Raw genomic sequence first — 15,848 nt, 5'->3', positions numbered from 1 at the left:
TTGCGCTGCCGCTGCCGGGTGGTGCCTAGGCGTTGACGGAAGGCGCCGCGACAACGCCGAACTCGCCCTCGCGCAGGCACCGGGCGACATAGGCGAGATGGGTCTGGGCCGCCGCGCGGGCCCGCTCGGCATCGCGTGCCAGGATCGCGTCCAGGATTGCCTTGTGCTGGCTGTGGATGGCGTTGCGGCTCTCCTGCTGCTGATAGATCCGCTCCCAGTTGTGGATTATCTGATCGCCCAGCAGGTTGAAGAGGCTGCGGGTCAGATGGATCAGCGCGACGTTGTTCGACGCCTCGGCGATGGCCATATGGAATTCGGTGTCGGCCTTGGCCTCCTGAGTCAGGTCACGGCGTTGATAGGCGGCCTCAAGATCGGAAAAGCGCTCGCGGATGACTTCGCGGACCGTGGGCGTGGCGCGCACGGCGGCATGGCTGGCGGCGAGCACCTCCAGACCGTGGCGGCACTCCAGTACATCGGAAAGCGCCTCGGGATTGTCGTGAATGAGGTGAGCCAGGGGATCGGTGATGTTGGGCGTCAGTACCTGCGAGACGAAGGTGCCGCCACCCTGGCGGCTGTAGATCAGCCCCTTTGCCTCGAGCTTGAGCAGCGCTTCGCGGACCGAGGCGCGCGAGACCTTGAGTTGGGACATGAGCTCCCTCTCGGCGGGCAGTTTTTCGCCCGGGCGCACCACGCCCTTACGAATCAGTGCCATGATTTGATCAGCGATGGTGTCGGAGACACGCGACGGTTTGATGGGTTGCAGTTGCATGGGTCTTCTCCGTTGACTAGCCGAAAGTATACATAGAACCAAGATGTCAGACCATTCTAAATTCAGCTCATCAATGGACAGCCTCTATAGTATGAATGTTGATAGGCCTGATTATAGTGAATAGAAACAACGCGATTAACCGAATCCTGATTTTCCTGTCCCACACAAAGTGGGGTTCTCAGTTGACAAGAATGGAAAAAAGACGAAAATGGTCTGGCCATTTAAATATTGGATAATAAAACCATGGCAAACGCCAATCAGGCGTAGATTTGAGAGGGACCGGCGGTGCGTCAGGAACGCGGCCGGCCAATAACCAAAGGAGCATGAGCAGATGCGTGATCAATACCAAGACGTAGATCCCCAGGAGACCCGCGAATGGCAGGAGGCCATCGATGTGGTGCTGGAGCGCGAGGGACCGGAGCGGGCCAAATTCCTGCTCAAGCAAGCGATCGATACGGCTTCGGCGGGTGGCGCCGAGCCCCCGGATACTAGCCGCACGCCGTATCTGAACACGATTCCGGTGGCGCGCGAGCCCCAACATCCCGGCGATCTGGCCATCGAGGAGCGCCTGCGCGACATCGTGCGCTGGAATGCCGCCGCCATGGTGGTGCGCGCCAACAAGAAGCCGGCGGCGCCCGGCGGGCACATCGCCAGCTACCAATCTTCCGCCGTGCTCTACGAGACCGGTTTCAACCACTTTTGGCATGCTGCCAACGAAATCCATGGCGGCGATCTGGTCTATATCCAGGGTCATGCGGCCCCCGGCATCTACGCCCGCGCCTATCTGGAAGGGCGCATCAGCGAAGAGCAGCTGGAGAATTTCCGTCTTGAAACGGGAGGCAAGGGGATCTCTTCCTATCCGCATCCGTGGCTGATGAAAGAGTTCTGGCAGTTTCCTACCGTCTCCATGGGTCTGGGTTCGCTGATGGGCATCTACCAGGCGCGCTTCATGAAATACCTGCAGAACCGCGGCCTCATAGAAGATCAGGGGCGCAAGGTGTGGGTCTTTCTCGGCGACGGCGAAATGGATGAGCCGGAATCCCAGGGCGCCATTTCACTGGCCGTGCGCGAGAAACTCGACAACCTCATCTTCGTCATTAACTGCAACCTGCAGCGCCTCGACGGCCCGGTGCGCGGGAACGGCAAGATCATCCAGGAACTGGAAGGCAACTTCCGCGGCGCCGGCTGGGACGTGATCAAGGTGATCTGGGGTGCCAGCTGGGACAAGCTGCTGGCCCAGGATCACAACGGCCTGCTGCGCAAGCGCATGGAAGAGGCGGTGGACGGCGAGTACCAGGCCTTCAAGGCCAAAGACGGCGCCTACGTGCGCGAGCACTTCTTCGGCAAGTATCCCGAACTGAAGAAGATGGTCGAGCATATGAGTGACAACGAGATCTACTACGGTCTGATCCGCGGTGGGCATGACCCGCAAAAGGTCTACGCGGCCTATTCGGAAGCGGTAAAGGCCGTGGGACGCCCCACCCTGATCCTGGCCAAGACCGTCAAGGGTTACGGTATGGGCGAGGCCGGTGAGGGCCAGAACATCACCCATCAGCAGAAGAAGATGGGTGAGGATCAGTTGCGCAAATTTCGCAAGCGGCTGAAGGTGTCGATCTCCGATGACCACGTGGTGGCGGCCGACTTCATCAAACCCGCCGACGATTCGCCGGAGATGCAGTACCTGCACGCCAAGCGTAAGGCGCTGGGCGGCTACCTCCCTCAGCGGCGTACCAGGGGCGACACGCTGAATATCCCCGATCTGTCGATGTTCGACGCACTGCTTAAGGAGACCGGCGAGCGCACCATGTCGACCACCATGGCTCTGGTGCGCACCATGGTGGCCATCGCGCGCAATAAAGAGATCGGTCCGCGCCTGGTGCCCATCGTTCCCGACGAGGCGCGCACCTTCGGTATGGAGGGCATGTTCCGCCAGATCGGCATCTATGCCCCGGAAGGGCAGCTCTACACCCCCATGGATGCGGGCGACATCATGCCCTACCGCGAAGATGTGAAGGGTCAGCTGCTGCAGGAAGGGATCAACGAGGCGGGCGCCATGTCGTCGTGGATCGCCGCTTCCAGCAGCTACTCCAACCATGGCGTCACCATGATGCCCTTCTATATCTACTACTCCATGTTCGGCTTCCAGCGTTTTGGTGACCTGGCCTGGGCGGCGGGCGACCTGCAGGCGCGCGGCTTCCTGATCGGCGGCACCGCCGGGCGCACCACGTTGAACGGTGAGGGGCTGCAGCATCAGGATGGTCATAGCCAGCTGCAGGCGAGTCACATTCCCAACTGCATCTCCTATGATCCCACCTTCCATTACGAGGTGGCGGTGATCGTGCACGAGGGGATGCGGCGCATGTTCCAGGAGCAGGAGAACGTCTTCTACTACCTCACCACCATGAACGAGAACTACACCCACCCGGCGATGCCGGAGGGGGCTGAGACCGGCATCCTCAAAGGGCTCTACCGGTTGAGCGAAGGCGAGAAACCGAAAGGCAAGAGGAAGTCGCCCCGCGTCCAGCTCCTCGGCTGCGGCGCCATCCTCAACGAAGTGATCGCCGCGGTGGATCTGTTGAAGAACGACTTCGGCGTCAGCGCCGATGTCTGGAGCGCCACCAGCTTCAATGAACTGGCCCGCGACGGTCAGGAGATCGAGCGTTGGAACCGCCTCCATCCCGATCAGACACCGCGTCAGAGTTACGTGGAGCAGTGCCTGGCCGGCACCGAAGGGCCGGTGATCGCCGCCAGCGACTACATGAAGGCCTTCGCCGGGCAGATCCGCGCTTTTGTACCGCGCCGCTACACGGTGCTCGGCACCGACGGCTTCGGCCGCTCCGACAGCCGCGAGGCGCTGCGCCGCCACTTCGAGGTGGATCGCTATCACGTGGTGGTGGCCGCGCTCAAGGCGTTGGCTGACGAGGGAGCGATTCCGGTGCAAGAGGTCGTCAAGGCTATCCAGCAGTACGGTATCGATGCCGACAAGCCCAACCCGGTGAAGGTCTGAGGGAGAACCAACAATGAGCCTACAAGAGATCAAAGTGCCGGATATCGGCGATTTCGAAGACGTGGATGTGATCGAGGTGCTGGTTGCAGTCGGCGACACCATTGCGATCGACGATCCGGTCATCACCCTGGAGAGCGACAAGGCTTCCATGGAGATTCCCAGTCCCGCCGCCGGCGTGGTCAAGGAACTGAAGGTGGCGGTGGGGGATAGGGTCTCAAGAGGGAGCCTGATCCTGCTGCTGGCCGCCGAGGGGGTCGCTGCCGCGGCCAGCGAGCCGACTCCCAAGGCCGAGGCGCCCGCTGCACCGGCCAGCATCCCGGCCGCCAAGCCCCCCCCGGCAGCGCCGCTGACCGCTGCCGGCGCCCCCTTCGGCCGCGTCCACGCCAGCCCCTCGGTGCGGCGCCAGGCACGCGAGCAGAAGATCGATCTGTCGCAAGTGGTCGGCAGTGGACGCAAGGGCCGAATCACCAAAGAGGATCTGGCCGGTGCCGGTCGGAGTGGGGCAAGCCCTGCGGCGGCCTCTGCCGCAGCTGCAACCGGCGGTGCCGGCATCCCGCCCATTCCAGTGGTGGATTTCAGCAAATTCGGCCCGGTAGAGACCCAGGCGCTGAGCAAGATCAAGCGCCTTACCGGTGTGAACCTGAGCCGCGCCTGGCTCAACGTGCCGCACGTCACGCATCACGACGAGTGCGACGTTACCGAAGTCGAGGCCTTTCGCGGTTCGCTCAAGGCCGAGGCCGAGAAGCGCGGGCTGCGCGTCACGCTGCTCAGCTTCTTCATGAAGGCGTGCGCCGCGACGCTGAAAGAGTTCCCCGGCGTCAACGCCTCGCTGGATCCCGGCGCGGAGAACCTGATCCTGAAGAAGTACGTGCACATCGGTATCGCGGTGGATACGCCCAATGGCCTGGTGGTCCCGGTGGTGCGCGATGTGGATCAGAAGAGCATCTACGACCTGTCGGCGGAGCTGGCCGAGATCAGCGTCAAGGCGCGCGACAGAAAGCTGATGCCCGGCGACATGCAGGGCGGCAGTTTCACCATCTCCAGCCTCGGCGGCATTGGCGGTACCGCGTTCACGCCGATCGTCAATGCGCCGGAGGTCGCCATCCTGGGTCTGACCCGCTCGCAGATGAAGCCGGTATGGGATGGCAGCAACTTCGTGCCGCGTCTGATGCAGCCGATGTCGCTCTCCTATGATCACAGAGTGGTCGATGGGGCGGAAGCGGCGCGTTTCGTGCGCCATCTGGGCATCCTGATGACCGATGTGCGGCGGTTACTCCTATGAAACTCCCGCTCCCTCCGGGAGGGGGTGGGGGTGAGGGTCCAATCGACACCCTCTTCCTCCGGGAGCGGGTGGGGGGTAGAGATCCAGTCGACTCCTTCTCCCTGAGGGAGAGGGGATAAAATCCAAGAAGCGAGAACGATAATGAGCGAAATCAAACAGATTACCGTCCCGGATATCGGTGACTTCAATGATGTGGATGTGATCGAAGTGCTGGTGGCGCCGGGCGCCCTGGTCGAGATCGATGATCCGCTGATCACCCTGGAGAGCGACAAGGCCTCGATGGAGATTCCCTCGCCCTATTCCGGCACGGTGCAAGAGTTGCAGGTCAAGGTCGGCGACAAGGTCTCCAAAGGCAGCGCCATTTTGAGCATGGAGATCGGCGCGGAAGCCAAGGTGGCTGCCGATGAGCCACGTCCCGTCGTCGGGGGAACTCCCGGTAGCGCCGCGGCCCCCGGTGATGCCGGCGGTGGCTACGGTGCGGGGCGCATCGATGATGTGTTGGTGCCCGATATCGGTGACTTCAAGGATGTCGACGTCATCGAGGTGCTGGTGCGCGAGGGCGACCGCGTCGGCGAGGGCGATTCGCTGATCACCCTGGAGAGCGACAAGGCCTCGATGGAGATCCCGAGCCCCGCGGCCGGTGTCGTCGAGGCGCTCAAGGTAACCGTGGGTGACAAGGTCTCCGAGGGCACATTGATCCTCACCCTGCAAGTGGCGGGTGCGGCACCCAAGGCCGCTACCGGCGCGCCGGCAGCTGCCGCGTCGGTGCGGGCACCGCAGGCCGACAGCTACGCCGGCGCTTCCGACGTGGAGGCCGAGGTGGTGGTGCTGGGCTCCGGCCCCGGTGGTTATACGGCCGCCTTCCGCGCCGCCGATCTGGGCAGGAAGGTGGTGCTGATCGAACGCTACCCGAGCCTGGGTGGCGTTTGCCTCAACGTCGGTTGTATTCCGTCCAAGGCATTGCTCCACGCCGCCAAGGTGCTGGAGGAGGCGCGCGATTTCGGTGCCCATGGCATCACCTTCGCTGAGCCCAGGATCGATCTCGATGCATTGCGCGGCTGGAAGGACGGTGTCGTCAAACGCCTGACCGGCGGCCTCGGCGGATTGGCCAAACAACGCAAGGTGCAGGTGGTCAACGGTTACGGACGTTTTCTCGATCCGCATCACATCGAGGTGGAGAACGAGAAGGGCGAGAAGAGTGTCGTCGGTTTCCAGCAGTGCATCGTCGCTGCCGGTAGCGCGCCGGTAAAGCTGCCCTTTATCCCCGACGATCCGCGCGTCATCGACTCCACCGGCGCGCTCAAGCTCGAAGACGTGCCGAAGCGCATGCTGGTGATCGGCGGCGGCATCATCGGGCTGGAGATGGCTACCGTCTACCACGCACTGGGCTCCAGGATCACCGTGGTGGAGATGCTGGACAGCCTGATCGCGAGTGCCGACAAAGACATCGTCAAGCCGCTGCACAAGCGTCTGGAGAAGCGCTACGAAGCGATTTTGCTGAAAACCCGCGTCACCAAGGTCGAAGCGACGAAGAAGGGGTTGAAGGTGACTTTCGAGGGCGACAAGGCCCCCAAGCCGCAAACCTACGACCGCATCCTGGTCTCTGTGGGCCGCATGCCCAATGGGCTGAAGATCGATGCCGCCAAAGCGGGTATCACGGTGGATGAACGCGGTTTCATTGCCGTCGACAAACAGCAGCGCACCAATGTGCCGCACATCTTCGCCATCGGCGATGTCGTTGGCCAGCCGATGCTCGCCCACAAAGCGGTGCATGAGGGCAAGGTGGCCGCCGAGGTATGTGCCGGCATGAACACGCATTTCGAGGCGCGCGTGATCCCCTCGGTCGCCTACACCGATCCCGAGATCGCCTGGGTCGGCGTCACCGAAGCCGAAGCGAAGGAGCAGGGGCTCAAGTTCGGCAAGGGCAGTTTCCCGTGGGCTGCGAGCGGTCGCTCGTTGTCGCTGGGACGCGACGAGGGGATGACCAAGCTGATCTTCGAGGAGAGCAACGAGCGCGTCATCGGTGCCGGGATCGTCGGTCCCAACGCGGGCGATCTCATTGCCGAGGTGGCGCTGGCCATCGAGATGGATTGCGATGCTTCGGACATCGCTTTGACCGTCCACCCGCACCCGACCTTGTCGGAGACGGTGGCGTTCGCGGCCGAGGCCTTCGAGGGCACGATCACCGATCTGTACATGCCGAAGAAGAAGTCGTAAGGACTTCGGCTGAGGGCATTGAGTTCTTTTAACGCAGAGACGCCAAGACGCAAAGAGCGCAAAGATTTTTTCATTGGATTCCTTTTCGTTGCGTTCTTGGCGTCTTGGCGTCTCTGCGCTGAGAGCTTTTGAACTTAAGGATTTGACGAGATGACGGTTGATTCCGTACCGAAGAAACCCGTGGTGCCCGGCGAGAAACTGCGCAGCGCCGACAAGGTGGCGCGCATTCCGGTCAAGGTGATCCCCGCTGACAAACCGTTGCCGAAACCGCCGTGGCTGCGGATTAAATTGCCCAGCCACTCGCAGCAGCAAAAGGTCCGTGATCTGCTGCGCGACAACACGCTGCATACGGTCTGCGAGGAGGCGGCCTGCCCCAATCTTGCCGAGTGCTTCGGCAAGGGCACGGCGACCTTCATGATCATGGGTGATATCTGCACGCGCCGTTGCCCGTTCTGCGACGTCGCCCACGGGCGACCGCTGGCGCTGGATCGCGACGAACCGCAGCGGCTGGCCGAGACGGTGCAAAAAATGAAACTGCGCTACGTCGTCATCACGTCGGTGGACCGCGATGACCTGGCGGACGGCGGTGCCGGCCATTATGCCGAGTGCATGGTGGCGGTGCGCGCGGCCAATGCCGGTATAAAGATCGAAACACTCGTTCCCGATTTTCGCGGCCGGATGGAAAAAGCGTTGGCGCGACTAGCCGCAACGCCACCCGATGTCTTCAATCACAATCTGGAGAGCGTGCCGAGGGTCTACAAACAGGTGCGCCCAGGTGCTGATTACCGCTGGTCGCTTGAACTGCTCCAGCAGTTCAAGGCCATGCATCCCGGTATTCCCACCAAATCGGGCTTGATGCTGGGTTTGGGCGAGCGCAACGAGGAGATCGTGGAGGTGATGAAAGACCTGCGCGCTAACGGCGTCAATATGCTCACCCTGGGGCAGTACCTGCAGCCCAGTCCGCATCACCTGCCGGTTGCTCGTTATGTAACGCCGGAGGAGTTTGCAGAGCTAAAGCAGGTCGGCGAGGATCTGGGCTTTGCGCATGTGGCCAGCGGGCCGTTCGTGCGTTCGTCCTATCATGCCGATCTGCAGGCAAGCGGAGTAGTCTGAAGGCGCGCTACGGTCTATGGACCACTGTCAATGCGGGGTTGGACCAAACCTTACAGACTCGGTAACCCGCCATTGCGGGGGGTTTTGAGATAGGTTTTGGTAGGCCATACTGTAAACGACGGTGTGCGTGTTTGGATCGAGGCAGTAGGTCAAACTGCGCACTGGGATCGCATTGGGTTGGAGAGATAGCGCCCTCCCAAACCCTGTAGTCTTAAGAGCCCCGTTCAACGATGAAAATACCAAGAGGAGGAGTGCGGCATGCTTAGATGGAAATCAAACTATTACAGATTGGCGGGCCTTGTTGGAATGCCTCTGCTGGCGGTGACATTGCTGGTAAGTCCGGCTGGTGCCGAGGAGGTAACCCTCAAGGGAGTAAGTGCATTCGCGCAGGGCACCAATTTCTCCAAACAGTTCGAGAAATTTATCGACCTGGTCAACCAGCAGGGTAAGGGTGTCGTCCAGATCAACTACGTGGGCGGTGGCGGAAAGGTGATGAATCCCTTTGAGTTGGGTAATGCGGTGCGAACCGGCGTGGTGCATATCGGCAATCTGCCGGGTTCCTTCTATACCAATATCATGCCGGAGGCGGATGCACTCAAGATGACGACGCACAATGTTACGGAGTTGCGGGCGAGTGGTGCCTACGATTATCTGGAGTCGTTACATAACCAGAAAGCCAACGCTCATCTGTTGGGTCGGCATAAAAGCAAGGCGCCTTTCCATCTGTATCTCAACAAGCCGATCAAGAGCCGTGATCTCACCGGACTGAAGATTCGCACCACACCCATCTACCGTGCATTTTTTGCATCGATGGGTGCGAGTCTGGTGCGCACCGCGCCCGGCGAGGTATTCACCGCGCTCGAGAGAGGTGTGGTGGATGGTTACGGATGGCCGATTCAGGGCATATTCGATCTGGGGTGGCATGAGGTCACCAAGTATCGCGTCGATCCTGGCTTCTACGCTTCAGCGGTGGAGGTTCTTGTCAACAAGGACCGATGGGATTCGCTGACCGATGCACAGCGCTCTGTGTTAACGGCGGCTGCTGAACAGATGGAACGCGAAGGTGATGCAATGGATCTCGAATTGAACAAGAGCGAGACCGAGCGGCAAAAGCAGCAGGGTATTCAGACTATCGCCTTTACCGGCGACGAAGGGAAAAGATACTTGAAGGACGCCGATGAAAAAGCTTGGGAGGCCATTGTTAAGACCAGTCCCGAGCATGGCGGTAAACTCCAGGAGCTGCTCAGCAAGTAACAAGCGCAAGAACTGGGTTCGCCCCTCTCCACGTGGAATGGAGAGGGGCGTTCGTGTCGTGTAGCCTGGAACCTGTCTCAGAATTCCCCGTGAGCGGCCTACCCAGCGCGCCTCTGGGGTACAACACAGCACGCGGAGAATTCTGAGACAGGTTCTAAAAACAACTCATACCAACGAGCAAACACCATGCGCAAACTGATGCCGCTCTATGACCGATTTCTGGAAACGCTAGGCATATGCGCGGGCCTGGTTCTTGCGGTTATCGCTGCGCTGATCGCTCTGGATGTGCTCATCCGTAATCTGGGTGTCGGCAACTTTCCCTGGTTGATCGAGGTCGCTGAGTACGGACTCTATGTTTCGACCTTCATGGCGGCGCCGTGGGTGCTGCACCTCGGGGGTCACGTGCGCGTGGATGTATTGGTGACCTTGTTGCCGGACAGGGCTGCCAGGATTCTGGATTTCGTGATCAATGCGATCGGTTTGGGTATTTGCCTGACGCTCCTCTATTACGGCGCGAAAGCGGCACAGGATGCGCACTTCATTGGCTCGATGATTTTCAAGGAGTTGGTGATTCCTGAATGGGCGTTGCTGTCGGTAATACCGGTGGCCTGCATGCTATTGGCCTTTGAGTTTCTGCTGCGCTTGCTGCGTATCGGGCCGGAAAGCAGCGTCAGCGAAGTGGACGAAGTGTTGTCCAGCGAGAGACTGTAGCGATGGAGTGGTCTACCGCGTTACTCCTGTTGTTGGGAACACTCATGTTGCTGATGGCGATGGGTCTGCCCGTAGCTTTCGCTTTTTTGGGGGTCAATATTCTGGGTGCCGCTGTTTTTCTGGGCGGCGAGGCGGGGCTGAGCCAACTGCCGCGCAACGCCATGGCATCGCTCGCAACCTTCACGTTGGCTCCCATCCCTCTGTTCGTCGCCATGGGCGAGATCCTTTTCCACACCGGCGTGGCGTTCAAAGCCATCGAGGCGGTTGATCGACTGGTATCACGTGTGCCGGGTCGGTTGTCCGTGGTATCGGTTTTGGGTGGCACCCTGTTCTCATCGCTTTCCGGTTCGACATTGGCCAACACTGCGGTACTGGGTGGTCTGCTGCTGCCGGACATGTTGAAGCGGGGATACCATCCGTCGATCGCCATGGGTCCGATCATGGCGACGGGCGGTATCGCGATGTTGATTCCACCCTCGGCCCTGGCTGTGTTGCTCGGTAGTTTGGCAGGCATTTCGATCTCGAAACTGCTGATCGCGGGGATTATCCCCGGCTTGATGATGAGCGCTATCTTCCTGGTCTACGTGGTGGGGCGCTGTGGTTTGGATCGGTCGCTCGCGCCACGCGACGACGCTCGCCAGGTAATGTCGCCATGGGCACGTTGGCGGCCGTTTCTTATCAACGTCGTACCACTGCTGGGACTGTTTGCCTTGGTGGTGGGCAGTATTCTCGCGGGGTGGGCGACTCCCACGGAATCAGCGGCGGTTGGTTTCGTCGGTGCGGTGATCGCAGCGGCAGCCTATCGCGGTCTCACCTTCAAAGCGCTGATCAAATCGTTGCGGGCAACGGCAAAGATCTCGGTGATGATCCTGTTCATCATTGTCGCCTCGGTCACCTTCTCGCAGATTCTGGCGTTTTCCGGGGCGACGGATGGGCTGCTGCGATTGATCGAGGGAACGGATGCCTCTCTGCTCGTGACCCTGGTGATCATGTTGGCGATTCTCCTGCTGCTCGGTGCCTTCATGGATCAGGTGAGCATGATCATGATCACCATCCCCTTCTTTATCCCACTGGCCGCAACGCAGGGCATCGATCTTCTCTGGCTCGGCGTATTGATGCTGATTGCCATGGAGGTGAGTTTCACCACACCACCCTTCGGATTGCTGCTCTATGTGATGAAGGCGGTGGCTCCGCCGTCCATTTCCATGCGCCAGGTCTGGGTGGCCGCCTTACCATTTATCGGGCTCGAGCTGCTGGTATTGGTGGCTCTCGTCGCGTTCCCGGCGTTAGCGTTGTGGTTGCCTTCCCAGATTGGGTAGCCGTTGGTTTTTGCTAAGGGAGTATGCGCAAGGGTACACCGGCGCTCTGTTTGATTGGCTTGAGGGCGAGACGGGTGCTGACGCGCTGCACGCCAGGAAAATGGATCAACTCATCCCGTAGGAAACGGTCGCAGGCATCCATATCCGCCACCATCACGTGGAGCAGATAATCCCGATCCCCTGTTACCGCGTAGCATTCCACCACCTCGTCGCGCTCATCGATGACTTTTTCGAAGGCGGCCGCCTGATGCAGATCGAGCGAGACCTCGACGAAGACATCGAGCGCGATTCCCAGTGCCTGGGCGTTGACCACGGCCGTGTAGCGACTGATCACGCCCGACTCTTCCAGCATTCGCACCCGCCGCCAGCACGGTGTGGTCGAGAGGCCGATGCGCTCGGAGAGCTCGGCGATCGACAGCCGTCCGTTGCGTTGCAGTTCCGTCAGGATGCGCAGATCGCTGGCATCGAGCTGGGGTTGTTTGGAATCAGTTTTCATAAAACAGTATATTCTTAGTAGATATTACTAATTTTCACCGCCGATACTAGGAAAATAGCAAAGAAAATCTCCGAATGATAGGCATAGACTCTGTGATCAAAGGAGGAGGATTGATCCGGAGACACCCGCCAGAGGTGCAAAGGCAATCCCAGGTTCGTAACCAGTACATAACCGGGGGCTTATGCCGGAAACCGGAATCTCAAAGGTGGCGGCCTACGCCATTCAAGATGGTCGCGCTTACTTCACAGGCGTAGAGGCTCTCGCCCAGTTGCTGGTCGTGCAGAGCCAGCGTGATGCTGCTGCCGGCTGGAACACCGCCGGTTTCGTATCCGGTTACCGGGGTTCACCCCTGGGGGGGATGGATCGCACGTTCTGGCGCTGGCAAGAGTACCTGAGCGCGCACCGCATTCGCTTCCAGCCCGCCATCAATGAGGAACTCGCTGCAACCGCCGTGCTGGGAACCCAGCAGCTCACCCTCCATCCTGGCGCGCAACGCGAAGGCGTCTTCGCCATGTGGTACGGCAAAGGCCCCGGTCTGGATCGCGCCGGAGACGCCCTCAAGCATGCCAACTCGCTCGGGACCTCGCCCAGAGGCGGTGCGCTGGTGGTGGTGGGCGACGATCACGGTGCGGTCTCATCCAGCATGGCGCATCAATGCGAGCAGGCGATGGCCTCGTGGATGATGCCGGTGCTCCATCCCGCGAGCATCCGCGAATATCTTGAGTTTGGTCTGCTCGGTTTCGCCATGTCGCGCTACTCGGGTTGCTACGTGGGCTTCAAGGCGGTTTCTTCGGTGGTGGAGACGGCGGCCTCCGTAGCTCTCGATGCCCCCGATCTGGTGATCCGCGAACCCGATGATTTCGCCATTCCCGCAGAAGGCGTGCATATCCGCTGGCCCGATCCCCAACTCGCCCAGGAGGCGCGCCTGCAGTTGATCAAGCTGCCGGCGGCGCAGGCCTTCGCACGCGCCAATCGTATCGATCGCCTCATCTGGGAGACACCGCAGGCGCGCCTGGGCATTGTCGCGACCGGCAAGGCCTACGCCGATCTGAGGCAGGCGCTGGCTGCGTTGGACATCGACGAGCAGCGGGCCAATGAGCTGGGGCTGCGCCTCTACAAGGTGGGGATGCCGTGGCCGCTGGAGCCGGTCGGGGCGCAACAGTTTGCGCAGGGACTCCAGCGCCTCCTGGTGGTCGAGGAGAAGCGGCCCCTGGTCGAGACGCAATTGAAGGAGTTGCTCTACGGGCTCCCCGAGGGGGAACGCCCTGCCATACACGGCAAACACGATGCCGCCGGTATGCCCCTGCTGCCGGCAACCGGCGAGCTCGACGCCGCGCTTCTGGCGCAGGTGTTGGCGCAATGGCTTGCTCTGGGGCAGGGTGAGGAGCGCCGGCCGCAAACCTATCTTCAGCTCCTCGAAGTCAAGCAGACGCAGTGCGCGCAACTGCCCAAGGTGGCACGCTCGCCGTACTTCTGCGCCGGCTGCCCGCACAACGTCTCGACCACGGTTCCCGAGGGCAGTCGCGCGCTGGCGGGAACGGGTTGCCATCTGATGGTGGTCGGCATGCAGCGCGACACCAGCAGCCTGCTGCATATGGGGGGCGAGGGCGTGAACTGGGTGGGGCAGGCGCCGTTCACCAGTGAGAAGCACATCTTTCAGAATCTCGGTGATGGCACCTACGTTCATTCCGGTCACCTGGCCATCCGCCAGGCGGTCGCCGCCGGTGTCAATATCACCTACAAAATTCTCTACAACGATGCGGTGGCGATGACCGGCGGCCAGCCGCTCGAGGGGAATCCCTCGGTGGCCGCGATCAGCCAGCAGATCTATCACGAGGGGGTGAAACGGATCGCGATCATCAGCCAGGAACCGGAGGCGCTGTCGCGTGCGGCCCTGCCGCCGGGGATCACCCTGCACCATCGCCGCGAACTGGAGGCGCTGCAGGAGGAGTTGCGCCAGTACCCGGGTGTTTCTGCCCTGATCTACGACTGGACCTGCGCCACGGAACGCCGGCGGCGACGCAAACGCGGCGAGGAAGCCCCGGCACGCATGCGCGCGTTCATCAATCAGGCGGTCTGCGAGGGGTGCGGCGATTGTGTGCTGGCTTCCAACTGCGTGGCGCTGGTCTCCGAAGCGACGCCGCTGGGGTGGAAACGGCGCATCGATCAATCCGCCTGCAACGACGATTTCGCCTGCGTTGACGCCTATTGTCCAGCCATCGTCACGCTGGAGGGTGCGGAGCCGCAGGCATCAGTGCCGAGCCACGCGTTGCTGGCGCGGGAGGTGCCGCAGCCCGAGGCGGGCACGCATGGTGGTGTATTTAATCTGCTGCTGGCAGGCGCCGGAGGATCGGGCGTGGTGACCGTGGGGCGGGTCCTCGGCATGGCCGCCCATTTGGAGGGCAAGGCCTCCACGGTGCTGGATTTCACCGGCCTGGCGCAGAAGGGCGGGCAGGTGCTGACGCACGTGCGCATTGCGCCCGGCTATTTCGAGCTTCACGGGGCGCGGATACCGATGGCTGATGCCGATGTGCTCCTGGCGGGTGACATGGTCTCGGCGACCGGAGCGGAAGTGGCGGGTTGTACGCGCGCCGGCGTCACGACGGTACTGGTCAACAACCATGACACGCCCACCGCCGCCGATGTGCTGAATCCTCATCAGGTGCCCGACGGCTCCGCCAGGCAGGAGCACATCGCCAGCGCCTTCGGTGAGGACAACGTCCAGTTTGTGGACGCGTCGCGATTGGCCGCCCAGGTTACGGGCGAGAGCATCGGCGCTAATCTGCTGCTGCTCGGATATGCCTATCAGTTGGGGGAGATCCCGCTCAAACTGACATCGATCCTCGAGGCGATAGAGCGTAACGGCGTTGCCATCGAAGCCAACCAACTGAGCTTTCATGTCGGGCGACTGGCAGCGCACGATTTCGGTGATCTCGAGCAGCTGTGTGATTTGGGCGCGGCGGATGAGGCGGCCACCGATGAAGCGCTGGAGGATTTGATACAGAGGTACGCCGGCTATCTGACGGACTACCAGAACCGCGCTTACGCCAATCGCTACACGCAGCTGGTGAAACAGGTCATGGCGGCCGATGCCAGGATGAGCGACGAGCCCGGACCGCTGAGCATTGCGGTAGCGCGCTCCTATTTTCGTTTGCTAAGTTACAAGGACGAATACGAGGTGGCTCGGCTGCACACGGATCCGCGGTACCGGGATTCCCTGAACGCGCGGTTCGGTGCTAAGGTGAGACCTCATTACCATTTGGCGGTGCCCTTGCTTCCGGGGCGTGACAGCCGAACCGGCGGTGCGCAGAAACGGACGCTGGGGCCCTGGTTTACGGTGATGCTGCAGTTGCTGAGTCGGCTGCGGGTGGTGCGCGGGACGTTATTCGACATTCTCGGCTGGCAGCGGGAACGGCGGATCGAGCGGCGGCTGATCGATGAATTTGAACGGGATATAAGCAGACTTCTATCGCTAGTGACTTCAGAGAATTACGACGAGGCGGTTAAACTGGCGGCACTGCCCCAGCAAATCGCCGGGTTTGGGCCGGTAAAAATGCGCAGCATAAAAGCAACCGCCGAGCAGCAGCAGGATATGCGCACCAGCCTGTTCGGGACCAGTCAACCCGATGGTCCGCAATCGCGAATGACCGCCGAAGGTCTGATCTTCGGAAACCAGTGAT

Annotated in this window: 10 protein-coding genes; 8 read left to right on the top strand and 2 right to left on the bottom strand. The window is 61.2% G+C overall.

Annotated elements, in window-relative coordinates:
* Positions 1–25: 25 nt before the first annotated feature.
* A complete protein-coding gene (locus DWQ09_14775; protein ID KAA3626847.1) occupies positions 26–769 on the bottom strand; it encodes an FCD domain-containing protein in 744 nt (247 codons plus the stop codon).
* Between the two features lie 331 nt (positions 770–1,100).
* On the opposite strand from DWQ09_14775, the gene aceE reads away from it, so the two are divergent.
* The 7 genes from aceE to DWQ09_14740 all read left to right on the top strand — a co-directional run bounded on the left by aceE (position 1,101) and on the right by DWQ09_14740 (position 11,672).
* The gene (gene aceE, locus DWQ09_14770; protein KAA3626846.1) at positions 1,101–3,776 is read left to right on the top strand and encodes a pyruvate dehydrogenase (acetyl-transferring), homodimeric type; all 2,676 of its coding nucleotides are present in this window, start codon (positions 1,101–1,103) and stop codon (positions 3,774–3,776) included.
* A gap of 13 nt (positions 3,777–3,789) precedes the next feature.
* Complete coding sequence (gene aceF, locus DWQ09_14765; protein ID KAA3626845.1) at positions 3,790–5,058, top strand: dihydrolipoyllysine-residue acetyltransferase; 1,269 nt, start codon at positions 3,790–3,792, stop codon at positions 5,056–5,058.
* Positions 5,059–5,199: 141 nt separating this feature from the next.
* The gene (gene lpdA, locus DWQ09_14760; GenBank protein ID KAA3626844.1) at positions 5,200–7,275 is read left to right on the top strand and encodes a dihydrolipoyl dehydrogenase; all 2,076 of its coding nucleotides are present in this window, start codon (positions 5,200–5,202) and stop codon (positions 7,273–7,275) included.
* 150 nt (positions 7,276–7,425) lie between these two features.
* Positions 7,426–8,388: a lipoyl synthase gene (gene lipA / locus DWQ09_14755; GenBank protein ID KAA3626843.1), complete on the top strand. Its 963-nt coding sequence runs from the start codon at positions 7,426–7,428 to the stop codon at positions 8,386–8,388.
* 306 nt (positions 8,389–8,694) lie between these two features.
* Positions 8,695–9,642 carry an ABC transporter substrate-binding protein gene (locus DWQ09_14750; GenBank protein KAA3626842.1) on the top strand — a complete coding sequence of 316 codons (948 nt, stop codon included), beginning with the start codon at positions 8,695–8,697 and terminating at the stop codon, positions 9,640–9,642.
* 186 nt (positions 9,643–9,828) lie between these two features.
* Positions 9,829–10,353 carry a TRAP transporter small permease gene (locus DWQ09_14745; protein ID KAA3626841.1) on the top strand — a complete coding sequence of 175 codons (525 nt, stop codon included), beginning with the start codon at positions 9,829–9,831 and terminating at the stop codon, positions 10,351–10,353.
* 2 nt (positions 10,354–10,355) lie between these two features.
* Entirely contained in the window at positions 10,356–11,672 is a 1,317-nt protein-coding gene (locus tag DWQ09_14740) for a TRAP transporter large permease (GenBank protein KAA3626840.1), read from the top strand.
* A gap of 13 nt (positions 11,673–11,685) precedes the next feature.
* Here the strand turns inward: DWQ09_14740 and DWQ09_14735 are convergent, their stop codons facing one another.
* A complete protein-coding gene (locus DWQ09_14735) occupies positions 11,686–12,168 on the bottom strand; it encodes an Lrp/AsnC family transcriptional regulator (protein KAA3626839.1) in 483 nt (160 codons plus the stop codon).
* Positions 12,169–12,349: 181 nt separating this feature from the next.
* Between DWQ09_14735 and DWQ09_14730 the strand changes: the two genes are divergently transcribed.
* Complete coding sequence (locus DWQ09_14730; protein KAA3626838.1) at positions 12,350–15,847, top strand: indolepyruvate ferredoxin oxidoreductase family protein; 3,498 nt, start codon at positions 12,350–12,352, stop codon at positions 15,845–15,847.
* The last annotated feature ends 1 nt before the right edge of the window (position 15,848 follow it).

The sequence above is a fragment of the Pseudomonadota bacterium genome, assembly GCA_008501635.1.
In the GTDB taxonomy this organism is placed as follows: Bacteria; Pseudomonadota; Gammaproteobacteria; order QQUJ01; family QQUJ01; genus QQUJ01.
This window is presented reverse-complemented; position numbering and strand designations above follow the sequence as displayed.

Excerpts from the sequence above, each read along its gene's own strand:
- lipA (KAA3626843.1), top strand. The coding sequence starts at position 7,426 with ATGACGGTTGATTCCGTACCGAAGAAACCCGTGGTGCCCGGCGAGAAA.
- DWQ09_14735 (KAA3626839.1), bottom strand. The coding sequence starts at position 12,168 with ATGAAAACTGATTCCAAACAACCCCAGCTCGATGCCAGCGATCTGCGC.
- aceE (KAA3626846.1), top strand. The coding sequence starts at position 1,101 with ATGCGTGATCAATACCAAGACGTAGATCCCCAGGAGACCCGCGAATGG.
- DWQ09_14730 (KAA3626838.1), top strand. The coding sequence starts at position 12,350 with ATGCCGGAAACCGGAATCTCAAAGGTGGCGGCCTACGCCATTCAAGAT.
- aceF (KAA3626845.1), top strand. The coding sequence starts at position 3,790 with ATGAGCCTACAAGAGATCAAAGTGCCGGATATCGGCGATTTCGAAGAC.
- DWQ09_14750 (KAA3626842.1), top strand. The coding sequence starts at position 8,695 with ATGCCTCTGCTGGCGGTGACATTGCTGGTAAGTCCGGCTGGTGCCGAG.
- DWQ09_14745 (KAA3626841.1), top strand. The coding sequence starts at position 9,829 with ATGCGCAAACTGATGCCGCTCTATGACCGATTTCTGGAAACGCTAGGC.
- DWQ09_14775 (KAA3626847.1), bottom strand. The coding sequence starts at position 769 with ATGCAACTGCAACCCATCAAACCGTCGCGTGTCTCCGACACCATCGCT.
- lpdA (KAA3626844.1), top strand. The coding sequence starts at position 5,200 with ATGAGCGAAATCAAACAGATTACCGTCCCGGATATCGGTGACTTCAAT.
- DWQ09_14740 (KAA3626840.1), top strand. The coding sequence starts at position 10,356 with ATGGAGTGGTCTACCGCGTTACTCCTGTTGTTGGGAACACTCATGTTG.